Source organism: Robertmurraya mesotrionivorans (assembly GCF_050971805.1).
GTDB lineage: Bacteria > Bacillota > Bacilli > Bacillales > Cytobacillaceae > Robertmurraya_A.
In genome coordinates this window covers 1-24893 of the sequence record NZ_JBPCCH010000003.1, presented here as the reverse complement: position 1 = coordinate 24893, position 24893 = coordinate 1, and the positions used below count along the sequence as shown (strand labels likewise).

Here is a 24893-nt window from a genome sequence, read left to right as displayed (position 1 = left end):
ATGCCAATCATTCAGGTTCAAATGATGGAAGGCAGGCCAAAGGAGAAAATTGCAGAAGTGATTCAGAATATTACAAATACGGTTGCTGAAACATTGGACGCTCCAAAAGAGAGTATTCGAGTGTTAGTGACAGAGATTCCGAAAACTCATTGGGGAGTAGCAGGAATTCCAAAGTCAGAATCGTAAAGACTATAATAGGAGGTTCACTATGACTATTGAGCTATGTACATTAGTTCCACATGTTCCAAGTATCTGTCATGAAGATGCAGTCCCGGAATTTCAAAGAAACATGGTAGAAGGATTAAAAGAGGTGGCAAAAGATATTGAAAGAATCGCCCCGGATGTCATTGTGTTAGTATCCTGCCATTGGCCATCTACTTTCTTCCATTATGTAGATTGCACACCTGAGCATAAAGGGATATTAACAGCCTATGAAGCTCCCGATCTAATTAAGGACATTCCTTATTTTTATCCAGGAGATGCTGATTTGGCTAACCAGCTTGTGCAAGCTGGGGTGAATGCTGGTTTACAAGTACAAGGAGTGAATGATCCATATTATATTTGGGATTACGGAACAGTGGTCCCACTAAGGTACCTTGTACCGAAGGAAGATATTCCTATCATTAATCTATCAGTTACTCTTGCTGCTAGTATTGAAGAAACATATAAATGGGGTCAAGAGATTGCAAAAGTTTTGCATGCAACCGAAAAAAAAGTCGTTTTTGTATCGAGTGGCGCTTTATCTCATAATTTAGTGCGTGGTCGACATAATAAGCCAACCGTTGCGGAGCACTCTCTAGATAAACAATTCATCGAGTTCGTAATGAACAAAGACTATCAATCTGCTTATGATATGTTACCTGAATATGCAAGGATGGCTAGGGTTGAGTCTGGTGGACGCCATCTAGCTATGTTGTTTAGCATGCTTCATGAAGAAAGTGAAGTAGCATACTTAGCAGATGGGCAATCTTCTGGAAGTTGGAACGTATTGCTAACCTTTGACTCCAAAAAGGTCGTATGCGTGGAAGAAATGGAAGATAGTAAAGCGGTGAAGAAATAAATGTCTTTTAATTAGCAGTTGTGAAAGCGTTAACAATAAAAGGAGGGTGATTTTATGCGAACAAAAGTAGGGATCATTGGTGCGGGGCCAGCTGGATTAATGCTGTCCCATCTCCTACATCTTCAAGGAATTGACTCTATTATTCTTGAAAATCGTTCGAAGGAAGAAATTGAGGGTACGATTCGTGCAGGAGTGCTCGAGCAAGGAACAGTTGATTTGCTTAATAGTACAGGAATTGGAAGCAGGATGATGAGAGAAGGGCATATTCACCATGGAATTGAACTTCAGTTTAATGGTCGTAGACATAGAATTGATATGAATGATTTGACCGATGGAAAGAAAATTATGGTTTATCCTCAACATGAGGTGATCAAGGACTTGCTTGAAGCTCGTCTAAAGGCTGGTGGAAAGATCTACTTTAACGTGAAAGCCGTTCAGCTCCACGATGTTGAGACGAACTTTCCAACCATTAGCTTCATACAGGAAAGTGGGACTGAGGTAGAGCAAATTAAATGCGATTTCATAGCAGGCTGTGACGGGTTTCATGGACCAAGCCGACAAGCGATACCAAAAGAAGAAAGAGTGGAAAAACAAAAAATTTATCCCTTTGGTTGGCTAGGAATTCTTGCCGAAACTCCACCAGTACATCCAGAACTTATCTACGTTCATCACGACCGAGGCTTTGCACTATTAAGTACTCGTACCCCTAAGATTCAACGCCACTACCTTCAAGTTGATCCAAAAGATGATATTGCCAATTGGTCAGATGACAGAATTTGGTCCGAGCTGCATGCAAGGGTTGATACTTCAGATGGATGGAAAATGTTTGATGGACCGATTATTCAGAAAAATATTGTTGCAATGAGAAGCTTTGTTTGTGAAACAATGCAGTATGGAAGATTATTTCTAGCTGGTGATTCCGCACATATTGTACCGCCAACTGGTGCAAAGGGGCTGAATCTAGCAGTGGCTGATATTCAAGTATTAGCGAAAGGAATCAGCGAATTTTATCAATCAGGAAACGAAGATACTTTGCAACGTTACTCTTTTATTTGTTTGCAAAGAGTATGGAAAGCCCAGCGATTCTCCTGGTGGATGACAACGATGCTTCATAGAAATGTTGAACAGACTCCGTACGAATATGAAATTCAAATCGCTGAGCTAGACTATGTTACTTCTTCCAAGGCGGCTGCAAGAAGCTTGGCCGAAAATTATGTTGGCTTACCGATGGAGTTTAAAGGATTAGAGTTTAATCAGCAAATCCTAAACTAATGTAAAAAACATTTCAAAGGGTGAAGGGGAGCCAGTTAGAAGATGGAATAAAAAAAGGGGTGTTAGGCGATGAGTCAACAGAAACAATCATTTTTTCGATATGAAAATGGTATACTATTCGTTTTGTTTTTGGTTTTTGGCTTGGTATTTATGGATCGGCTAAGCATTATATACTTATTCCCTTTTGTCGCACCAGAGTTAGGATTGAATAACACACAAATGGGGATGATTGTTGGAGCAACCTCTATTGCTTGGGGATTATCAACCTTATTTTTTGCTAGTTTATCTGACTTTCTTGGAAAAAAGAAAAAGACCTTAATTATTTTTATTCTCATCTTTTCTGCTGCAACTTTTACTTCAGGACTTGTTGGAGGACTTGGCTCCCTCATCCTTGTTAGACTATTAATGGGAGCATCTGAGGGGCCGGTTATTCCATTAGTTCAGTCTTCAATCATGGCAGAATCTACTCCGAAACGACGAGGATTTAACATGGGCTTTATTCAAAGCTCTGGACCCCTATTAGGAAATGCGATTGCGCCTATCCTTATCGTGGCCATTGCAGCGGCAACGAATTGGCGCTATTCCTTCTTTGCTCTTGCAATTCCTGGCGTAATTCTTGCTATCATATTAATGTTTTATATGAGGGAGCCACTCTTACATTCATCTGGAAAAAGTGGAGACAAGCAGGAAAAACCAACCTTTAGTGAATATAAAAGTGTTTTTAAAACAAGAAACGTATGGGTAGGCATGCTGATAGCTATTTTTTACATGATGTATTTATTGGTGTTCACTAGCTTTATGCCATTATTCTTATCAGGAGTTTCTGGATACAGTGAAGCACAATACGGAATTGTTTTAGGTGTTTTAGGAATTTCCATGTTCTTTTGGCAGTTATTTATTCCATTTTTATCCGATAAGGTAGGGCGTAAAGCAGTCATCACACCTGTGACATTTATAGCTATTTTTCTACCGTTAGCCATTGCTAATTTTCATAGTAATTTCTCCTTACTAGCTATTTCTGTTTTCATACTAGCTATCGGATTCGGAGGTCAGCCGCTTTATCTAGCCATTATTCCCTCTGAGTCAGTACCAAGAACGTTTGCGGCCACTGCGATAGCAGTTATTGTTTTAACTGGAGAGATTATTGGAGGCACTTTAGGCCCGATCGTTGCGGGTATTTTAGCTGACAAATACAGTTTGTACACCCCGTTATGGCTTGCCAGTGGAGCTGCTCTAATATTCTTCCTATTATCATTTGCCTTAAAGGAAACAGCTCCTGTTAAAGTGTCGGGTAATAAAGACAAGACTATAAACGAGGTAAAGGTACCAATTTAACTACTTGAAAAAAGCGTGATTCCTAGACTGGAATCACGCTTTTTTGGTTACTAACTTTAATTTATCTAAAGAAATGAAACAATTTTCTAAATATTTTGTATTGTTTTACCTGTGTACTTTTATATAATTACCCTTAGACTTATATAAAGAGGAGGAATAGATTGGTGAAGTTTGATAAGAAAACCAAAAAACTTTTAATCTCTTCAGTATCTGCAATCGCAATTATAGGTAGCTATCAGGGAGTGGACTATAGGGTTCATGCGACTGAGTCAGAGGCAAATATTTCTTTAAATAAAAATGACAGCGTTTACAATAAATCGGTGCTTAAGGTTGTTGATCTATCAGAAATAACAAGTGGACTATATCTCAAAAAACTTAGAACACTAGGAATACTCTCTGATGGAAGGTCCACTTTTCAACCTGATGAGTATCCCTCAGGAAACAAAGTGAAGATGAAAGAGGTTGACTTTATAGGGCATTACCTCATTGCAGTCACATTTGATAGAAAAGTAGATTCCATACAGGTGGATGACCTAGGTTTTTACCAAGAGGGGGAGGAGCTTATTTTAAGTAAGGCTGCTATTGCTACCAATAAAAATGGAAATACAGTGATCCTGTATGAGTCAGCTTCCGCTATTAACCCGACGTCTTTATCTGAAAACAACAAAATTGAAGCGAAGGTAGTTCAGTCGAATTCAATCGACAAAAATGGAAACACAATGAAAACCGGTGATCATCAAAAGCTTAAAGATATAACAGACCAATTTGATGCGATCCCTAATGTATTAACCGTTTCAAAGGATGGTTTATCAGATTACAGTACCGTTCAAGGGGCAATTGATGCAATACCTGCAAATAACAAGGAAGAAGTAGAAATTTCTATTCAGTCAGGGATATATAAGGAGCTAGTTACTATTCCAAGTAATAAGCCTTTTATTCATCTAAAAGGTGAAGAGGCAGAGACTACTAAGATTACTTATGATAATTATTCAGGAAAACCAAAGCCTGAAGGTGGAACTTATGGTACAACTGGAAGTGCAAGTGTATATGTGTATGGCAATGATTTTATTGCTGAAAATGTAACGTTTGAGAATTCATTTGATGAGCAAAGTGTGGATGTGAATAACAAACAGGCAGTCGCCGTCTACACAAGAGGTGAGAGACAAATCTTTAAGAATACGAGATTTATAGGAAATCAGGATACCTTATATGTAAGAGGTGGTACGCAGTATTTCTATCAATCTTATATTGAGGGAGATGTGGATTTCATCTTTGGAGGTGCTCAAGCTGTTTTTGAAGAGTGCGATATCTTTTCTTTAACCCGTGGCTCAACCACCAATAATGGATATGTAACCGCTGCTAGTACAATGATGACGGATCCCTATGGATACCTTTTCCTTAATAGCAGACTCCTAAGCGATGCTCCTGAGGGAACTGTGTACTTGGGTCGTCCTTGGCATCCGAGCGGAGATCCAAATGCAATCGGAAGTGTGGTATTCATGAATAGTTATCTAGGATCCCATATTAATCCACAAGGCTGGACAGATATGTCGGGCTTTTCGTATAAGGAGGCAAGATTCTATGAATATAATAACTACGGTCCTGGGGCCGTAATTAATGAAGACCGGAGACAACTAAATGATGAGGAAGCAGAACAGTATACAATAGTGAATGTTTTAAAGGGGTGGAATCCAAAGGAAAGTAGTAGGTTTCATTAAGGCATTCGCTTGTTTAAGAATGGGAAGTGAAAAAAATACTTCCTATTCTTTTTTTGTGCGCTTTAAAAATAATGTTGAAAATTGTTGATGGAAAAATTGATAAAGATTCTATGGTTTTGTTGACAATGCTGAATATTTAAACTATTCTAAATTTAACAGGTTTGTAATCGCTTACAGTAGAATCTATAATCAAATCCTATCAATCAGCCATTTATTACTTCTTCTACATAGCTTGGAATTTCCTACTTACTTAAAATGGTATATACCAAATGCACTTTCTAAAAGCAAAGGACAGAGCATTGGATTTTACTATATAATGTAAATATAACTATAAGAGTATTAAACCATTTGGAGCAGGTGAGGGAATGTATAAAGGGGAAGAAGAAACACCTTTTTATCAACAGTTAAAAGATAAAATCATTGATGATATTGAAAGCGGGAAACTAAAGCATGGAGATAAGCTCCCATCTGAGAGGGAATTAGCTGAACAATATGGAATCAGTCGGATGACTGCAAGACATACTCTTTCCATTTTAGAAAGAGAAGGAGTAGTAGAACGAAGAGTTGGTGCAGGAACCTTTATTTCTAATTATAAAATTGAAATGGATTTCATTACTTTTAATAGCTTTACAAGGACGATGTTGGGCAAGGGGTTAACACCAAGTACCCAAGTACTTTCTATTAAAAAAAGTCTAGCAAAACCAGGTATTGCTAATAAGCTACATATCCCAGTTGGTGAAGAAATTGTTATCATTAAGCGTTTGCGAAATGTGAATGGAATCCCTATTTCTATTGAAGAATCCTTTATTCCTTATAAATACTGTCCAGACATTGATCACCGAATTACAAACAATCATTCGCTTTATCAAATGTTAGAAAGCGAATATGGTATTACGTTAGTAAAGGCCAAAGAATATATGAAGGTGAAACTAGCAGAAGAAAGTGACAGTAAATTACTTAGAATTCGATCCGAGAGTCCATGTGTATTACGTGAAGCTGTTGCCTACGATGACCAGGGCCAATCAATTGAATTTTCAACTTCACTTACTAGAAGTGACATTGTTAGATTTTATTCCGAGTTACATCTGAAATGACGTCCATTTCAGGTTAGTAAAATGGTATATACCATTAAAGGGCAAGGGGAGGGGAAAGCAATGAGAGTCATTGGGGTTGGAGATAATGTGGTCGATAAGTATATGTATAAGAGAATCATGTATCCAGGAGGAAATGCACTTAACTTAAGCGTCTATGCTATGCAACTAGGAGTAGAGGCAGCTTATTTAGGCGTTTTTGGAGATGATAAAGCCGCAAATCATATTATTGAAACGCTAAACCATTTGAAGATCGATATTTCTCATTGTCGACAGCATCCTGGAGAAAATGGATTTGCTGCGGTCGATCTTGTGGATGGCGACAGAGTATTTATCGGAGGGAATGATGGAGGTGTGCAAAATACTCATCCTATCATTCTCACACAAGAAGATTTGGATTATATACAAACATTTGAATTAGCACATAGCAGTATTTATAGCGAAATGGAAGGAGAACTACACAAGTTAAAGGAAGCAGGTATTCTTGTTTCCTTCGATTTTTCAACCGATTATAATGAAAGCGTTTTAAAAGAGGTTTGCCCTCATGTAGATATCAGTCTTCTCTCGTGTGGTCAATTACAAACAGATGAAGTAAAAGACCTGTTAACATACGTGTGTTCCTTAGGAAGTTCGATGGCTATTGGGACGATGGGTTCTAGAGGAGCAATAGTGTTTAACGGGACAAACTTTTTTGAACAGAAGCCCCATTATGTCAAACCAGTGGATACTCTTGGCGCAGGAGATTCTTTTTTCACGGCTTTTATCCTTGAGTACTTAAAAGGGAAAAAGATAAAGGTGAATGAGGATCAGTTGATCAAACAAAGCCTTGAAGCAGGAGCGAAATTTGCCGCTCAGACATGTTTAGTAGACGGGGCATTTGGGTTTGGTATTGAATTCTAAATTCTTTTTAAAAGGATTTAAGAATCATAGATAGATAAGAATACGGGGGTGGTGTGGTTTTGGAAGGCTAAAACCTAAAGATTTTATGCTCAAAACTATAAGGAGGGTCAATGAATGAGAACAAAAATATTTATTGTATTTATGCTTATGTTGGCATTGGTCATTACGGGTTGTTCCAGTTCTACCTCATCAAATGAAGATGAATCGGATAAGATTGTCTTAAAATTTTTGCATAAATGGCCTCAACCACAATACGCCCCTTATTTTGAAGAAGTAGTAAAAGAATTTGAGAGTCAAAATCCAGATATTAAAATCAAGATGGAAGCCATCGCTGACGAACCGATCAAAGATAAACTTCGTGTTATTCTTGGGGGAAGCGAGGTTCCAGATATTATGTTCTCTTGGTCAGGTGAGTTTGCTAGGAAATTTGTTCGTGCAGATGCAGCCTTAGATCTTACCCCGTATTTGGAAGAAGACGCTGCATGGAAAGACAGTTTTATTCCGGCTTCCTTGCAGCCATTTTCATCTGACGGGAAAAATTACGGAATTCCTCTAAGATTCAATGGAAAGTTCTTTGTTTATAATAAGGAGATTTTTGATATGCATGGTCTGCAAGCACCTAAAACATGGGATGAATTTTTAGATGTTCTCGACACCTTAAAAGAAGAAGGCGAAACACCACTCATGTTAGGAAATGAAAGCCCTTGGGCAGCTATTCACTACTTAACGGGACTGAACCAAAAGATGGTGGATCAGGAAGTTCGAATGAAGGATTATAATCCTCGTTCAGGAGAGTTCACAGATTCAGGCTATGTGAAAGCGATGGAAATGCTAGCGGAGTTGAACGAAAAAGGCTATTTTATGGATAACGTAAACTCTAGTTCCCACGATATGGTAAAGCAAATGTTCTTTGCAGGAAAAGGGGCTATGTTCTATGTGGAATTGGAAGAGTTTCAAGATGTAGAAAATGCTTTGAAAGAGAACTGGGGATTCTTCCCGATGCCATCTATATCTGATGGTGCTGGAAGTCAAAATTATATAACAGGTGCTCCAGATGGATTTATTGTTTCTTCAAAGTCTAAACATCCAAAAGAAGCAGTGGAGTTTTTAAAGTTTTTAACAAGTAAAGAAAACTCATTAAAACTTGTGAAGGATATTGGTTGGCCGAGTCCCATTGAAGGAGCGACGAACCCAGACACTGCCCTAAAGCAAGTGGCAGAAGGCGTGGATTACATGAAGCAAGCAGATGGAATGGCTGAGTGGTTGGATACAGATGTTCATGCGAAAGTGGCAGACGTGTATTTATCAAACATTCAACTACTTCTCGATGGCTCCAAATCTCCAGAAGAGATTATTAAAGAAGTTCAAGCTGTAGCCAAACAAGTGCTGAGTGAAGTGGAATAAATAGAACAGGGCGGGTAGTCAATCTGATTACTTGCCCCCTCATAGGAGGGAGAAGGATGAAAGAAACATATAGAAACGGCCGAACGGCATTCCTTTTTATTTTGCCAGCACTCCTTCTAATCCTGTTTATTGTATTTCTGCCGATTGTTCTTAATTTATACAATAGTTTTTTTAGGTGGAATTCCTTTGAGGCAGGAAAAACGTTCGTCGGCTTCGAGTACTACGTAAGGCTTTTTAAAGATCCAGTGTTTTTTACCGCATTGAAAAATAATTCCCTTTACGCAATTATTTCATTGATCTGTCAGGTCGGTGGGGGAATTATAATAGCCGCCATTTTAGAAGATAAGCTGATTAGAAGGTTTCAACCTTTTTTTAGAACTGTGTTTTTTATTCCTTCTGTTATATCTATTGCTGTGGTCGGGTTAATGTGGCAGCTGATCTATAATCCGGAAATCGGATTAGTGAACGGTGTGTTAAACGCCATTGGACAATCGGAGTGGGCTCATTCCTGGTTAGGAGATAGTAAAACAGCCATATATGCAGTGGTTGCCGTGTCGCAGTGGCAATATACAGGATATATGACCATGCTTTTTCTTATTGCCATGCAGAAAATCCCGATGGAATATTATGAGGCAGCAATGATTGATGGTGCTTCAAAGATAAACTCGTTTTTTCATATCACCCTACCTCAAATAAAAGAAATGATTTTGGTCGGTAGCGTCATTACGGTAATTGGAGCTTTCAAGGTTTTTGATGAGGTGTATGTGATGACGTTCGGTGGACCGGGAAGATCAACAGAGGTTCTAGGAACGATGTTGTACCGCTCAGCTTTTCGTAACGATGAAATGGGCTATGCATCCACGATCGGGACAATTATATTTATCATCACCCTGACCCTATCCCTCATCCAAATGAAGTTGGGAAAATCGGGACAGGAGGTGGAATAAAACGAATGACAATCATAAAAAATAGAATCTTTCAAGTGGTCATCTTAGTGTGGTTTAGTTTGTTTTCCTTAGTGATTATTTATCCAATTATTTGGCTAGCCTTAAGCGGGTTAAAAACAAATAGTGATTTCTTTTTAAACACCTGGTCACTTCCTGAGGAATGGGTATGGGAGAATTATATAGCTGCATGGGATGCGGGTATCGGAAAGTACTTTTTTAATAGTGTGTTTATTACTGTGGTTTCGGTCGTTACCGTATTGCTGTTTGGGTCAATGGCAGCTTATGGCTTAAGTAGATTTCGCTTTAAAGGACAGAATATTTTATTAATCATTATTTTAAGTGGCTTAATGCTTGCGCCACAAGTCAGTCTGATTCCTCTATACAAGCTTCTTCAAGGAGTTGGACTTTACAATACGTATGGAGCGTTAATCATTCCATATGTTGCCTTCCAACTGCCATTTGCTATTTTTTTAATGAGGTCGTATTTTTTATCGATTCCTAGAGAGCTTGAAGAGGCAGCTATTATTGATGGGTGTAATCGATGGAAAGTGTATTGGAATATCGTTCTTCCGATGGGAAGACCAATTATTGCTTCTTGTGCTCTTTTAACTGCCATGAATGTTTGGAATGAGTTCATGTTCGCATTGGTTTTTATTGAGGATTCAAGTCTTAGAACCATTCCAGTAGGTTTGATGAATTTAAGAAGTCAATTAAATACTAACTTCGGAATTCAATTGGCGGGATTAGCTATTTCTGCCCTACCGATGATTATCGCGTATATTATCTTTCAAAAACAATTTGTCCGTGGGATATCAGCAGGTGGTGTGAAAGGATAAAAATATATAAGTGTCTATATTGGTGTTTTTTACTAATATAGACGAATATAAATGGTATATACCATTAGTGAGGAGCAGCTCCCCAGGTGTCTCTAATGGAAGATTCCCAACGTTAGCTCCTTATATAAATTAATTAATAAAAATGTGGAGGGATTGTCATGTTAAAATTTGATTCAAATCTATTTTTACAGTTAGTTGGAGAGGAAGGAATAGCAAAGAAAGGTGAAATCGAAAGAATTGTAGATGAAATTTCAAATAAGGGTTTTCAAAACATCTTTTTGATTGGATCTGGTGGAACGGTTGCGATGATGTATCCTTATGAGTATATTTTTAAATCGAACTCGAGTTTGGATGTTCATGCAGAGATTGCAGCTGAGCTAATTGTCATGAACAATCGTCATTTAACAAAGGACTCTGTTTGCCTATTTGCTTCTGTCACTGGTACAACGAAAGAAACCATAGCGGCAGCAGAATTTTGTAAAGAAAAAGGGGCGACGACCATTGGTTTAGTAGCCATCCCGAATACTCCTCTAGCTGATGCTGTGGATTATTGCATTTCGACAGGCAGGGAAAAGCATTCATTTGATACGTTCTTTGTTCACCTCCAACTACTTACTGCTCGTTTCATTCATAATCATGGAGAATTCCCTGACTATGAACAATTTACAAAAGAATTAGCTCTACTTCCACAAGGAATTGTTCACGCTGTTGAAGCGTTTGACCCTCGTGCAGAGCAATTTGCCATTAAACACAAAGATACTGGATACCATATGTTAGTCGGAGCAGGGAATCTATGGGGAAATACTTACTCTTATGCCATGTGTATCTTGGAAGAAATGCAGTGGATTAAATCAAAATCGATTCATGCGGCAGAGTTTTTCCACGGGACATTAGAGCTGGTGGAGGAAGATACAAGTGTTATCTTGTTTAAGGGGGAAGATGAAACACGGCCGCTGGTAGATCGAGTAGAAAGATTTGCTGAAAAAATAACAAAAGAATTATTTATCATTGATACAAAGGATTATCCGTTAGAAGGGATTAGTGAAAAGTTTCGTAAGTTTTTTGCTGTAAATGTAAACTGGGCATTAACTGGTCAGATTAGTGTGTATCTGGAAAGGGAAAGAAACCATCCTTTAGAGCTAAGAAGATATTACCGTAAAATGGATTACTAAGGGGGGAAGTCATGTTTAACTTTGACAGAGACAGGTTTTTACGTATTCAAAATGGGGCTATCGGTTTAAAAGACGAATTAGACGTAGTGATAGATGAATTAGTCACAAAAGGAATAAATAATGTATTCTTTGTTGGCACAGGTGGAGCTGCCATCTTAATGTATGCTGCAGAATACATTTTGAAGAATCACTCAACCTTATCAGTTTATACAGAAATATCATCTGAATTAATGGTCATGGATCATCAGCATTTAGGCGAACAATCTTTAGTTATTCTTCCATCCTTATCAGGAGCAACAAGAGAAACGGTGGAAGTTGCAAAATTTTGCAAGGAAAAGGGTGCTACCACTATTTGCTTGGTGGGTCATGCGAATACACCACTTACTGAAGTGACAGATTATTCTTTTGTCAATTTTGCAGAGGATGACACATCTTGTGAATCATTCTATCTTCAATCGTTCCTCATTGCCTTTCGGTTAATGTATAAGAGACAGGAGTTTCCTGAATATCATCAATGGATGGAAGAGCTGAAAATGTTACCAGAAGCACTATTGAAGGTGAAGGAAGCTACGGAAAACCGGGCAAAAGAGTTTGCACAAAAGCATAAAGACACTCCTTATCATATCCTTTCCGGAGCTGGAATTAATTGGGGGCAAACCTATTATTATGGAATGTGTATTTTAGAAGAAATGCAGTGGATTAAGACTCGGCCCGTTCACGCCTCTGATTTCTTCCATGGAACACTTGAGTTGGTAGAAGAAGATACAAGTATTCTATTGTTAAAAGGAGAAGGAAGAGTGCGTTCTCTAACAGAAAGAGTGGAACGCTTTGCGAGCCACTTTTCAAAGGAATTAACCGTGTTTGATTCGAAAGATTATCCACTCGAAGGAATATCAGAGCAATTTAGACCGTTTGTATCGCCTATCGTATTAGCTACTCTATTAGAAAGAATCAGCTGTCATTTGGAAGAAGTCAGAAACCATCCTCTCACGACAAGAAGATACTATAAAAAAGTTCCTTTCTAATTATCTTAGAACTGTAGACATTCCTTGTGTCTACAGTTTTTTATTATTCATATTTCTTTATCTTATCGAAAAATTCTGTTAAAATCACTTATTAAAGCTAGAAAGTAAAAAATGTAAGGGGTTAATCGATGTTAAATTCAGATTTGGATACACGCTTAGAACCAAAAATTAAGGAATTATATCTATTACATAAGGAACGGTCAGCTAATATTGACTGGAGTTACCACGAGTTTATTCCATGGGATAAAGCAATGTCGTTTAAGAGAGTTCCTTGGGATGAAAGTCAAGTCACTCTTCCTGAAGGGGTTATTGTAGCGATTGAGACAGCATTGCTTACTGAGGTTAATTTGCCTTGGTATACATCACATTTGGATTATACTTTTAAAAACTCTATGGAAGTGATCAATGATTTTGTTCGCACATGGACGGCAGAAGAAGATCAACACTCTAGTTTGCTTGAAACGTATTTATTGGTGACACGTAACGTAGATCCAAAGCGATTACATGAACTAAGAAAGCGTGTGGTTGAGAGTGGTTGGTTCCCTGACTTCACGAACCCACTAGCAACTATGGCTTATACTTCTTTACAAGAGTTAGCCACTCTAGTCTTTTATAATAATGTTGCGAAAATTGCTAGTCCGCATGACAAAGATTTGGCAACCTTACTTAGAAGGTTAGCAAAAGACGAAGCACTTCATTATGCTTTCTATCGAGATACGGTGAAAGCTCATTTGGAACTTGATCCTAATTTCCTTGTATTTTTCGAGGATGTGATTATCAATTTCTCCATGCCAGGCGCGGTTATGCCCGACTTTAATGAGAGAATGAAAACGATAGCCATTGATGCAAATTATGGTCCATTACAATATTTTGATCAAGTATTAGACGTAATAGTAACGTACTGGGATATTGAAAATCTCCAACCTACTACTGAAGAAGCAAAACAATCACAAGCGAATATTATGAAATATCACGGGCGCTTAAAGCGAATCAAAGAACGTCAGCTGGCTAAAAAATAATAGCAAGAAGCAAGGAAGGATTTTGTCATGACAACACATTGCGAGTTATGTAAAAAAGAAACGAAGGAAAGAGTAAGTTACTTAGAGTTAGAAACATGGGAATTTGATTTCTTAAAGAAGGAGAAAAAAGATTTCTATTCTATCTGTTTCTCTTGCTTTGACACACATACCAATCAATTTATTGATAAAGACACGGATCTAGAATTAAGAAAAAAACGTTTGTTATCTGTAAGTAAAGAAATTCAAGAAGAAATAGAAGAAATTCTTACTGTAGAAGTGTAATAGACGTAACCAGTTTCTATGATGAAACTGGTTTTTTTTTTTGTTTTTCCTCGTGAACAAAATGAACAAAATGATTAATAAGTTTTTAATGTTGTTTAAATGTATAATTCAAAAAATGTTCAAAAGTTTTGTAAAATTAAGAAAACGCTTACAAAGGGGGATTCAAAATGTTTTCTATTAAAAAAATATCAGCTTTTATGTGTGCAGGAGTATTGGCGCTCAGCCTAGGTGCCTGCAGTAGTGGTGAACAAACAGCAGGATCTGACAAGAAGGAAAAAAGTACAGGGTACCCTACAAAAGCTATTTCAGTGGTAGCACCCTCAGGAGCAGGTGGTGGTTGGGACTTAACGGCCCGCTCGTTGACAAAGGTGTTAGCAGAGACAAAGATTGTGGAACAACCGTTAACGGTAGAAAATAAACCGGGTGGTGGCGGAGCTGTTTTTATGGCTGAATATGCGACCCAACAAGTAGAAAATAATGACATGCTGTTTGTTAATTCTCCACCGATTATCATTAATAATTTGAAAAAAGAAGGAAATAGTCCATTCGGGTACAAAAATACAACTCCTCTGGCACAGTTAACGAAGGATTATGGGGCGATTGTTGTAAAATCAGATTCAAAGTTTACCGACTTAAAGTCCGTTTTGGAAGAAGTAAAGAAGGATCCTAGTAAACTAACATTTGCAGGCGGTTCTGCACCAGGATCTATGGATCACTTAATTTCTATTCTTCCCTCTTATAAATATGGTGTGGATCCGACAAAAGTGAAGTACGTGTCCTATGATGGTGGGGGAGAAGCGATCACGGCATTGCTTGGTGGAAATGCAGATGTAATTGGAACAGACGCTTCTAGTGTAAAGGAATTTTTAAAATCAGGTGATGTACGAGTGTTAGCTGTAACTTCAACCGAGCGTATTGGTGGTGACTTCAAGGATGTTCCAACAGCGATTGAACAAGGTGTAGAAGCTGAGTTTACCATTTGGCGTGGGGTATTTGGACCTGAAAAGATGTCAGAGGAAGCAAAAGAATATTGGGAGACGTCCTTAGAAAAGCTTGTGAGTTCTCCAGAATGGAAGAAGGAAGTAGAAACACAAGGCTGGGAAATGGAATACAAAAACAGCTCAGAATTCATAAAGTTCTTAGAGGAACAGGAAACACAGGTTCAGCAATTATTAACAGCGTTAGGTATGGAGAAATAGATAGCTTAGGGGAGGAGGCTTCCTTCTCCCCTTATGCTTTTTGAAAGGGGAGTACCAATGGATATTAAGTTCGATCGTATCGCTTCTGTACTTTTTCTAGCAACTGGAGTTCTGTTTATTATCGGGAGTCGAAATCTCGCTAGCACTTCATACGGAAGTTCTGTAGGGCCTGATATTTTCCCTACCATGCTTGGTGCCTTACTTGTCCTTTTAAGTATTCGTTTATTTTACGAAACCCTTATGACGAGGAGCCATTACGGTGAAAAGGAGAAACTGCAATACAAGCCATTTCTTATCATCTTTGTTGCTACGCTTTTTTATATTTTGACATTAGAAACAATTGGGTACGTCATTACCACGTTTATCTTTTTATTTGTCTGTTTTCAGACAATGGAACGTACAAAATGGGTGAAGTCTCTCATCATATCTGCTTGTTTTTCAGGAATTGTGTATTTTTTATATGTACAAGTGTTAAAAGGAACTCTTCCTGGCTGGCCAATTTGGTTTTAGCTATGAAAGGGGTGTAGAGAGGAGAAGGGAAGCATGGACACACTTGACTATTTATTTCAAGGTTTCGGAACGGCACTAATTTGGTATAATATCGCGTTTGCTTTTGTTGGAGTATTAATAGGTACTGCTGTAGGTGTGCTACCTGGAATTGGTCCGATGAGTGGGGTAGCACTGCTGATTCCAGTTACCGCATCCATTACGGGTGGACTTCCTCCAGAGCAAGCAGCTACAAGTGCAATCATTCTGCTTGCTGGGGTGTATTATGGAGCGATGTATGGTGGTTCGACCACATCGATTCTATTAAATACACCAGGGGAATCATCATCAGTTGTTACGACGTTGGATGGATATCAAATGGCGAAAAAAGGGAGAGCAGGAAGTGCATTATCGATAGCAGCCATCGGTTCATTTGTCGCTGGTATTATCACTCTTGTAGCACTTATTGCATTAGCCAAACCACTGTCAGCTGTTGCTCTGAAATTTGGACCAGCAGAATATTTTTCTCTTATGTTATTAGGTCTAGGTGCTGTTAGTGGTTTAGCAGGAAAGTCTGTCACAAAGGCATTGATTATGACCATTTGTGGATTACTACTTGGGACGATTGGTATTGATAGTGTCTCAGGTATTGCTAGATTTACATTTGATGTTCCGTGGCTCTATCAGGGCATTGAATTTTTAACGATAGCTGTTGGATTGTTCGCTCTAGGTGAAGTTTTCAAAACAATCTTAGAAAAAGAAGAAGAAGAGGTTCATATTGCAAAAATCAATAATTTACTTCCTTCCAAGGATGAATTCAAGGAATCAGCTGGACCGATTGCTAGAGGCTCGATACTAGGCTTTTTTGTAGGAATATTACCTGGTGCAGGTGCGACGCTCGCTTCCTTCTTTTCTTATATTCTAGAAAAAAAGATTTCTAAGAACCCTTCCAAATTTGGTACGGGATCCATTGCAGGGGTTGCAGCGCCGGAGTCTGCAAATAATGCAGCATCGGGTGGTGCAATGATCCCGTTATTAACGCTTGGTATTCCAGGTTCAGGTACCACAGCAATTTTAATGGGAGCACTGATGATGTATAACGTCCAACCTGGGCCGCTATTATTTGAAGACCATCCACAGGTAGCATGGGGACTAATTGCTAGTATGTTTATCGGAAATATCATGCTATTAATTTTAAATCTTCCATTGGTAAAAGTGTTTGCAAAAATTATTCAAACACCGAAGCAATTCTTAATACCTATTATTATCGCTATCTCCATTTTTGGTGTGTATGCCGTTCAAGTTTCCACATACGATTTATTGCTGTTATTAGTATGTGGTATTCTTGGGTACGTTTTGAGCAAGAACGATTATCCGATCGCACCACTAGTATTAGGGTTGGTGTTAGGACCGATGGTTGAAAATAATCTTCGAAGAGCGTTAACAATTTCTAATGGAGATTTCAGTGTGTTTTTGACAAGACCGATTTCCCTAGCTTTTCTACTCATTACACTCCTTTGGCTAATCATTCCTCTCCTAATGAAAAGAAGAGGGAAAGAAGTCATTATTAACGTGGAAGGATAAATTATTTGAAATAGTTAGAAAACTCCTTTTAATAAGGAGTTTTTTTACTATAATGAGAATAGAGGTGTTTGGATGCGTTTACATACAAAGTTAATGCTCGGAATTTTTATTGTCATTGTTGTGATTGGAGGCTTATTTGGGTACACCTTTAAACAAATCATGGAATCAAATCTGAAAAATGAAATTGGTTCAAAAGCGTTATCAGTGGCCCAATCTGTCGCAAATATACCGGAAATACAAGAAGCTTTTCAGACAGAAGATCCGGCTGCTATTATTCAACCCATTGCAGAAAAAATCCGAAATCAAGTAGGTGCGGAATTTATTGTTATCGGGAACTTAGCTGAGGTCAGATATTCCCATCCGAATCCTATACGTTTAGGGCAGAAGATGGTTGGGGGAGATAATAGCCGGGTTTTTAAAGGGGAATCGATTATCTCAGAGTCAACTGGGACATTAGGACCTTCACTCAGGGGGAAAACACCTATTTTTCATAATGGAGATGTCATTGGTGTGGTATCAGTTGGGTATCTCCAGACGGATATAGAGATGAAGGTGGCAAAAATACAAAAAAAGATATTTGTGGTTACCTTCCTGATTTTAATAGGGGGCCTACTAGCGGCTCTTTTAATCTCTTTAAATATTAAAAAAGCCATGTTTGGATTAGAACCAAAAGAAATTGCCTGGATGTATCAGGAGAAACATGCCATTTTAGAATCGATTCATGAAGGAATTATTGCAATCGATACAGATGGCAGGATCACAGTTGTAAATGAAACAGCTCATAAAATTTTACGAGTACCGAATGAAGTCTTACTCCGGGGGAAGAGAATTGAAGAGGTTTTAGAGAACACGAAGCTCCTGAGTGTGGTTCGGACAGGAATGGCTGAATATGACCAGGAAATGATGATTTTTGGTTCTGTCTATTTGGTTAATCGAATTCCTATTCATAATAAAAAAGGGAACGTTATTGGAGCGGTTGCCAGTTTGCGGAATAAATCTGAGCTAGCACATTTACTACAGGAATTATCCCATGTAAAGGCTTATGCAGAAGGATTACGAGCACAAACACATGAGTATTCCAACCGTCTTTATACTTTATTAGGATTAATCCAATTAGGGTCATATAAAGAAGCAATTGATTTTATTTCTCATGAAGTGGATGTTGCTCAAGGATTTGTTCAATTTCTGATGAAAGAAATTCCTGATCCCATAATTGCTGGATTTATTCTAGGAAAGACAAGCTTGGCGAGTGAATGGAAAGTGAATTTCCATGTAGATAGAGAGAGTAGTTTTAAAGATATTCCTGATGAGATGAATCGAGACTCGCTAGTCACGATAATTGGGAACTTAGTCAACAATGCTTTTGAAGCAGTAAGGGAAAATGAAAAAGAAGAAAAAAATGTAACCCTGTTTCTAACCGATCTTGGAAAAGATTTAATTATTGAAGTCGAAGACAACGGAAATGGTATCGAAAGTACCAAAAGTGATTTGATTTTTCGTGAAGGGTATTCAACCAAGAACAAAAAGAGTAATGCGGGTATCGGACTAAGTCTCGTTCATAAGGAAATTGAAGCTCTCGGTGGAACGATTACCTTTTCATCTCAGTCAGGGGAGGGTACGATTTTCACTATAGCGATACCGAAAAATAGGGGGGAGTAAACAATGGGGAACCGTGAGATCGAAGTATTAATTGTTGAAGATGATCTTAGAATTGCTGAGATACAACAGCGGTATATAGAGCAAATACAAGGGTTTCAAGTTGTTGGGATTGCGGCTAGTTATCTAGAGGCGAGAACATTGATTGATATCTTGAAGCCAGATTTGCTCCTGTTGGATGTTTATTTTCCGGATATGAATGGATTGGACTTGCTAAAAGAAACGAAACAGCTTGAAAAGCATACAGATGTGATCATGATTACCGCTACAAAAGAGTTAGATAAAGTTCAAGAGGCAATTAGTATCGGTGTGTTCGATTATATGATTAAACCTGTCGTCTTTGATCGTTTTAAGCAAGCATTACAACGATATCAAGATTTCCATAAAAAACTACAATTATTAGGAAAAGAAAATACACTTATTACACAGCAAGAAGTTGACAGTCTTCTACGGAAAGAAGTAGAAGTAACTAGTAACAATGATCGCACGTATTTACCAAAGGGAATTGACCCATTAACCCTTGAAAAAGTACTAGAAGTACTAGGAAAAGTAGGAGTTGGACTAACGGCTGAGAGCGTGGCAAAAGAAATTGGTATTAGTCGAACAACAGCTCGCCGTTACTTAGAGCATCTGGTATCAGTAGAAAAAATTGAAGCCGATTTAGCCTACGGGACAGTTGGCCGTCCTGAGCGTGTGTATATTGTAGAAAGATAGGTTGATATGACCCTCTTCCTAATATAGTAAAGGGTTCCGATTCGAGTGCATAAGTATAAAATGACACATAAGATAGCATGAGAATTGACTCAAGCTATTTCTCTTTTAACAAAGGAATATTCTAGTTATTTAGTATAATTGGCACTCGAAGGGATACTTTATTCCTTCGTGTGCAGTCCGAATACCGCCTGGATTCGGACACCCAAGTGCAAATTCCTTCGTGTGCAGTCCGAATACCCTCTGGATTCGGACACCCAAGTGTAAATTCCTTCGTGTGCAGTCCGAATACCGCCTGGATTCGGACACTCAAGTGCAAATTCCTTCGTGTCCAGTCGGAAAACCCTCTGGATTCGGACACCAAGTGCAAATTCCTTCGTGTCCAGTCCGAATACCGCCTGGATTCGGACACCAAGTGCAAATTCCTTCGTGTGCAGTCCGAATACCGCCTGCATTCGGACACCCAAGTGCAAATTCCTTCGTGTCCAGTCGGAAAACCCTCTGGATTCGGACACCAAGTGCAAATTCCTTCGTGTCCAGTCCGAATACCGCCTGGATTCGGACACCAAGTGCAAATTCCTTCGTGTGCAGTCCGAATACCGCCTGCATTCGGACACCCAAGTGCAAATTCCTTCGTGTGCAGTCCGAATACCCTCTGGATTCGGACACCCAAGTGTAAATTCCTTCGTGTGCAGTCCGAATACCCTCTACATTCGGACACCCAAGTGCAAATTCTATCAGGTCCTGTCCAAATCTCCCTTGAAATCAGACAATCAACAGGTAATCAAGGAACCCTTTCCTAATAAAGTAAGAGTTTTTTTATGGGGAGGTTGAGTCTTATGAACTAGTAGTTAGCAATATATCCAAGGTGAATGGCGGAATTTGTCGATGAATTCCCTTCGTATATCGAACTAAATTCCCTGTTTGTTTTCCGAATATTCTGTTACGTTAACTTGGTAGTCTATTATATACATAGAAGGGATGATTTTATGAAGAAGCGATTTACGGCTTTACTAGGATTTTTACTAGTTCTAGCCCTATTCACACAGGCAGCATTTCCTGTTTTAGCTACTGAGACAGTCGAAGCCTACGATGTGATAGAGTTAGAGACTAGTAGGTCTTTATTCTCACTCACAGAGGCTAGAACAGTAGAAGTTCAAGCGGATTTTGGGGATAATGTTGATTTGAGTCAACTAGAGTTTCAATTTGGTGGGAAGAGCCTCTCCGAATGGAAAAAGTGGACAAGTGGGAAAAATTATAATGGTGAACCTTTTATTAAGGTGATCGAAGAGCCACATTTTGTTGATGGCACAACAACCATCAAGGCAACATTAGAGTTTGGTCTTCTTTATAATAGAGACAATCTCTCAAACCGTACGATTCGTACGCAATATCAACAATTTATTGGAGACTATGAGCTAGCGTTAATAAATCCGGCAAGCCAAACAAAGGCAGCTAAAACGGTCAAACTTAATGTGTATGATCAATTTCATTTCTATGAGGAATTAAAGCCAACCATTGATCAAGTATTCGAGGAAGCAAATGCTGCAAATGACCGTTATCTCGAGTACCAAAGTCTTGGTAAAACGGTACAAGGTCGGGACCTGCATTTTGTTATTTTAGCAAGAGATCAAGCTGCAGTTGATAAGTATTTGAACGAAACTTTACCTACCGCATTAGAAAATCCTGAAAGTTTATTAGAAAAGCTTGAAAATGGAACAATGGGAGATTATCAAGTTCCCATGTGGATTAACAATATTCACCCTGATGAAGTGGAGGGTGTGGATGCACAAGTTGAGTTATTTAAGAAATTTGCCCTTGAAGAGGAAGTCACTTTTAATACGGTTGTTGACGATCAGGAAAAACCTGTAACATTGAATGTGGATGAAGTTCTTGATGATGTCATCTTCCTTTATATGTTTACGAATAACCCTGATGGCAGAGTTCTTAACACAAGAGCAAACGCTAATGGATTTGACTTGAACCGTGATAATCACTATCAAACTCAAATTGAAACACAGGAAGTAACTCAAGAGATTGCGAAGTGGACTCCTCTTTCCTTCCTTGATATGCATGGTTACGTAAATGGGTTCTTAATTGAACCAACTACTCCTCCGCATAACCCAAACTTTGAGTATGATTTACTTTACGGTAATATGATTGAGCAGGCTCATGAGATGGGGAAAGCAGGGATTAGTAATTCTGCTTATAACTCTTATGAAATTCCAGCCCTAGACTACGGTGATGGTTGGGACGATATGACTCCAGCCTATACAGCGATGTATGCGATGCTGCACGGTTCACTTGGCCACACCATTGAAACACCAGCATTAAGTCAAAATGGATATGATGCTATGTATGGTACAGGTCTTGGTGCAACGCTTTATGTTACTGAAAACAAAGATGAACTGTACAAAAACCAGCTTGAAATTTTTAAGCGTGGTGTAAATGGGGAAGACAATCGTGCCGTTGATGAATACTTTGTCAATGCTGACGGAGAATCCATTGGTCGTGTAAGAGGAGACAAAGAAAACTTCTTCCCAGAATATTATGTAATACCAGTTGATGTAGCGGGGCAAAAAAATACTCTAGAAGCAACGAAAATGGTAGAGTATTTACTTCGTAACGGTGTAAGGGTCGAACAAACGACAACAAACATAGAAGTTAATGGTGTCACTTATCCAAAAGGAACATATGTAGTTCCTATGGACCAAGCAAAACGTGGATTGGCCAATGCGATGCTTTATAAAGGTGACGATGTATCTGACTGGGGAGCCATGTACGATCCGATCGTTGTAAACTTTCCGGCTTTAAGAGGTTTTGATATTAATGAAGTTCGTGTATCAAATGCTTTTGAAAACAAAACGACAGTAGTAGAAAATATTACATTACCAACAGGTGAAGTGGTTGGTAAAACACCAAAACAAGTATTATCAAACACTAATAATGACACAGTGAAACTAGTAAATCAGTTATTAAGAGACGGTAAAGTCGTTGGAAAAGCAATGGAAACAAAGGGCAAGGTGAATAAAGGCGATTATATTGTGAGTACAAAAGATTTAGCTGGATATGCTGACTATTACTACGAAGCTTCACCAGTTGGTACAACGCAAAATGTAAAAACAGAAAAATTAACTCTTCCTAAAGTGGCTGTAACGGGGTCATCCCAATTAATCTTCTCGTTGAAGGAATTAGGATTCGAACTAGTGAGCCAAGCGGAAGCAGATGTAATTGTTAGTGATAGCGGTACCTTTAATGCTAGTAGTCTTGCAGGGAAATCGTATGTTGGTATGGGTGTCTATGCGCTCAATGCTGTGAAAAATAGCGGTTTGCTACCAGGATATGAGTGGGATTACACGAGTGCAGGACACGAAGGGCTGTTAAAAGCAAAAGTAAATGATCATCTACTAACTTCTGGCTATCAGGCCGATGAGCTTCTGTATACAACCAATGGAGCATGGATTACTTCCGTTCCTAAGGAGGCAGAGGTACTTGCAACCGTAAGTAGCAGTGCTGACTTCTACGTTGCTGGCTGGTGGCCAGGACACGAAGAGGCAAAGGGTCAAACACTAGCCTTTACTCAAAATCTTGAAGACACCAACATCACTTTATTTGCGAATGATTTAGCTTTTAGAGCACATACGCAGTATAGCTATCGTCTATTAGCTAACAGCATCTTTGCTTCGGTTGGATCCGAAGTAGCGAAGAAGGGCAAAGGCTCTGTGAAGGATAAAGTAATTAAGAAGAACAACCAAGTTGAATCATCCTTCTTTGAAAAAGGAAGAGATAGAGAGTAGAAAAACATACAGGTAGGTTCTCAATCTAAGGTTGAGAACCTTCTGTTTTTTAAGTAATAAAAATTTGTAATAATGTGATAATATAACGGTAACCTGAGGTAGTGAAGGGAGAAACCAGATGGTATTACATATGGAAGGTGTTTCGTTAATAAGAGGGGAGAAGTGGATATTACAGCATATTAATTGGAGCATTCATAAAGGGGACAACTGGGTTCTGTTTGGTTTAAATGGTGCTGGAAAAACCGCATTGCTAAATATAGTAAATGCCTATTATTATCCAACAAAAGGGAAAGTCAGCGTGCTAGGTAGAGAGTTTGGGAGAGATCCTATTGGAGGTGAACTCCGAAAGCATATTGGCTTTGTATCTTCTTCTTTACAACAAAAATTCCATCCTGGGGACAATGCCTTTGAGGTCGTATTAAGTGGTGCTTATGCATCCATTGGTCTTTACGAAATACCCTCAGGTGAAATTAGAGAAAAAGCCATCACTTTATTAAAAGAGCTTGGCTGCATCCATTATGCGAATCGTAACTATGAGAATCTCTCACAAGGAGAAAAGCAAAGAGTTCTTATCGCACGGTCTTTAATGACAAATCCCTCTCTACTAATCCTGGATGAACCTACGAATGGCTTAGATTTCATTGCGCGAGAAGAATTTTTAGAAACAATTGAGGAAATTGCTAAAAAAGAAGATGCACCAACAATGGTTTATGTAACTCACCATGCAGAAGAAATTTTGCCTATTTTTAATAAAACATTGCTTTTAAAAGAAGGGCATGTTTTTTCGGCAGGAGATACAAACGAAATGATTTCAAACTCTAAATTGTCGCACTTCCTTACTATGGATGTAGAAGTGATTTGGAAGAACGGTAGACCATTGGTTTCTAAACGTACAGCGAGTAAAAATTTCTTCTGAAACGTCTAATCGAGATAGGCTCTTTTTATTAAAAGGACACATAGAATATAAAAATGGGGGTGAAGAGAAATGGGACGGTATATTAGCATCTTTTTTATGACTCTATTGATAGCTGTGGTCTTATTCTTTACATTATCACTGATAGGAAACATATTTGAAGATATTGAGGTTACAATAGGAGTGATTTTAGTAGTGTTAGGTGCGTTCATCATATCCCAATTATTTAATATTCTTGACTTAATAAAAAAGAACTATAAATAACGTGAAAGGTGAGGGAAGTGAGTATTGTATTGGGGAGTCGTATTAATATTATCTTTTATTAACTAAAAACAGAGTCAAGAAAGATGTAGATAAATACTAATGAAATAGCAGCATGAAATATGGACATTTTGATATTTTTATTTTTAGCTATGTTAAATAACTCTGTTGATATTTGATTACAACGAACTCTTGTTCTATAATGGATTTGTAAAATTAACAAGA

Annotated in this window: 23 protein-coding genes; 22 read left to right on the top strand and 1 reads right to left on the bottom strand. The window is 38.4% G+C overall.

Annotated elements, in window-relative coordinates; all coding sequences use genetic code 11:
- The 19 genes from ACRX5O_RS06625 to ACRX5O_RS06535 all read left to right on the top strand — a co-directional run bounded on the left by ACRX5O_RS06625 (position 1) and on the right by ACRX5O_RS06535 (position 19700).
- Entirely contained in the window at positions 1-186 is a 186-nt protein-coding gene (locus ACRX5O_RS06625) for a 4-oxalocrotonate tautomerase (RefSeq protein ID WP_433905235.1), read from the top strand.
- A gap of 22 nt (positions 187-208) precedes the next feature.
- The gene (locus tag ACRX5O_RS06620) at positions 209-1060 is read left to right on the top strand and encodes a DODA-type extradiol aromatic ring-opening family dioxygenase (protein ID WP_433905234.1); all 852 of its coding nucleotides are present in this window, start codon (positions 209-211) and stop codon (positions 1058-1060) included.
- A 54-nt stretch (positions 1061-1114) separates the two neighbouring features.
- Positions 1115-2332, top strand: coding sequence for a 4-hydroxybenzoate 3-monooxygenase (pobA, locus tag ACRX5O_RS06615; protein ID WP_433905233.1), 1218 nt, complete (start codon positions 1115-1117; stop codon positions 2330-2332).
- Positions 2333-2401: 69 nt separating this feature from the next.
- Complete coding sequence (locus tag ACRX5O_RS06610; protein ID WP_433905232.1) at positions 2402-3667, top strand: MFS transporter; 1266 nt, start codon at positions 2402-2404, stop codon at positions 3665-3667.
- 164 nt (positions 3668-3831) lie between these two features.
- On the top strand, positions 3832-5385 hold the full coding sequence (locus ACRX5O_RS06605; protein ID WP_433905522.1) for a pectinesterase family protein: 1554 nt from the start codon (positions 3832-3834) through the stop codon (positions 5383-5385).
- A 365-nt stretch (positions 5386-5750) separates the two neighbouring features.
- Positions 5751-6479, top strand: a complete 729-nt coding sequence (locus ACRX5O_RS06600; RefSeq protein ID WP_433905231.1) for a GntR family transcriptional regulator — start codon at positions 5751-5753, stop codon at positions 6477-6479.
- 60 nt (positions 6480-6539) lie between these two features.
- A complete protein-coding gene (locus tag ACRX5O_RS06595) occupies positions 6540-7376 on the top strand; it encodes a PfkB family carbohydrate kinase (RefSeq protein WP_433905230.1) in 837 nt (278 codons plus the stop codon).
- A 114-nt stretch (positions 7377-7490) separates the two neighbouring features.
- Positions 7491-8780: an ABC transporter substrate-binding protein gene (locus ACRX5O_RS06590; RefSeq protein WP_433905229.1), complete on the top strand. Its 1290-nt coding sequence runs from the start codon at positions 7491-7493 to the stop codon at positions 8778-8780.
- Between the two features lie 56 nt (positions 8781-8836).
- Positions 8837-9727 (top strand): carbohydrate ABC transporter permease, encoded by an 891-nt coding sequence (locus ACRX5O_RS06585; RefSeq protein ID WP_119707739.1) that lies wholly within the window; start codon positions 8837-8839, stop codon positions 9725-9727.
- Positions 9728-9732: 5 nt separating this feature from the next.
- Positions 9733-10563 (top strand): carbohydrate ABC transporter permease, encoded by an 831-nt coding sequence (locus ACRX5O_RS06580; protein WP_433905228.1) that lies wholly within the window; start codon positions 9733-9735, stop codon positions 10561-10563.
- Positions 10564-10721: 158 nt separating this feature from the next.
- Entirely contained in the window at positions 10722-11735 is a 1014-nt protein-coding gene (locus ACRX5O_RS06575; protein ID WP_433905227.1) for an SIS domain-containing protein, read from the top strand.
- Positions 11736-11746: 11 nt separating this feature from the next.
- Complete coding sequence (locus tag ACRX5O_RS06570; protein ID WP_433905226.1) at positions 11747-12760, top strand: SIS domain-containing protein; 1014 nt, start codon at positions 11747-11749, stop codon at positions 12758-12760.
- Between the two features lie 128 nt (positions 12761-12888).
- Entirely contained in the window at positions 12889-13779 is an 891-nt protein-coding gene (locus ACRX5O_RS06565) for an acyl-ACP desaturase (RefSeq protein ID WP_433905225.1), read from the top strand.
- A gap of 27 nt (positions 13780-13806) precedes the next feature.
- Complete coding sequence (locus ACRX5O_RS06560) at positions 13807-14061, top strand: hypothetical protein (RefSeq protein ID WP_433905224.1); 255 nt, start codon at positions 13807-13809, stop codon at positions 14059-14061.
- A 167-nt stretch (positions 14062-14228) separates the two neighbouring features.
- Positions 14229-15260: a Bug family tripartite tricarboxylate transporter substrate binding protein gene (locus ACRX5O_RS06555; protein WP_433905223.1), complete on the top strand. Its 1032-nt coding sequence runs from the start codon at positions 14229-14231 to the stop codon at positions 15258-15260.
- Between the two features lie 57 nt (positions 15261-15317).
- Entirely contained in the window at positions 15318-15770 is a 453-nt protein-coding gene (locus tag ACRX5O_RS06550) for a tripartite tricarboxylate transporter TctB family protein (RefSeq protein ID WP_433905222.1), read from the top strand.
- 33 nt (positions 15771-15803) lie between these two features.
- Positions 15804-17330 (top strand): tripartite tricarboxylate transporter permease, encoded by a 1527-nt coding sequence (locus ACRX5O_RS06545; RefSeq protein WP_433905221.1) that lies wholly within the window; start codon positions 15804-15806, stop codon positions 17328-17330.
- A gap of 72 nt (positions 17331-17402) precedes the next feature.
- Positions 17403-18989: an ATP-binding protein gene (locus ACRX5O_RS06540; RefSeq protein WP_433905220.1), complete on the top strand. Its 1587-nt coding sequence runs from the start codon at positions 17403-17405 to the stop codon at positions 18987-18989.
- Positions 18990-18992: 3 nt separating this feature from the next.
- A complete protein-coding gene (locus tag ACRX5O_RS06535; RefSeq protein ID WP_433905219.1) occupies positions 18993-19700 on the top strand; it encodes a response regulator in 708 nt (235 codons plus the stop codon).
- A gap of 306 nt (positions 19701-20006) precedes the next feature.
- Here the strand turns inward: ACRX5O_RS06535 and ACRX5O_RS06530 are convergent, their stop codons facing one another.
- Complete coding sequence (locus ACRX5O_RS06530) at positions 20007-20318, bottom strand: hypothetical protein (protein WP_433905218.1); 312 nt, start codon at positions 20316-20318, stop codon at positions 20007-20009.
- A gap of 368 nt (positions 20319-20686) precedes the next feature.
- Here ACRX5O_RS06530 and ACRX5O_RS06525 point away from each other — a divergent pair, with 368 nt between their 5' ends.
- The 3 genes from ACRX5O_RS06525 (at position 20687) to ACRX5O_RS06515 (ending at position 24671) form a co-directional block, all read left to right on the top strand.
- Positions 20687-23494 (top strand): M14 family metallopeptidase, encoded by a 2808-nt coding sequence (locus ACRX5O_RS06525; protein ID WP_433905217.1) that lies wholly within the window; start codon positions 20687-20689, stop codon positions 23492-23494.
- A 118-nt stretch (positions 23495-23612) separates the two neighbouring features.
- A complete protein-coding gene (locus ACRX5O_RS06520) occupies positions 23613-24410 on the top strand; it encodes an ABC transporter ATP-binding protein (protein ID WP_433905216.1) in 798 nt (265 codons plus the stop codon).
- Between the two features lie 69 nt (positions 24411-24479).
- The gene (locus ACRX5O_RS06515; protein WP_433905215.1) at positions 24480-24671 is read left to right on the top strand and encodes a hypothetical protein; all 192 of its coding nucleotides are present in this window, start codon (positions 24480-24482) and stop codon (positions 24669-24671) included.
- Positions 24672-24893 lie beyond the last annotated feature (222 nt).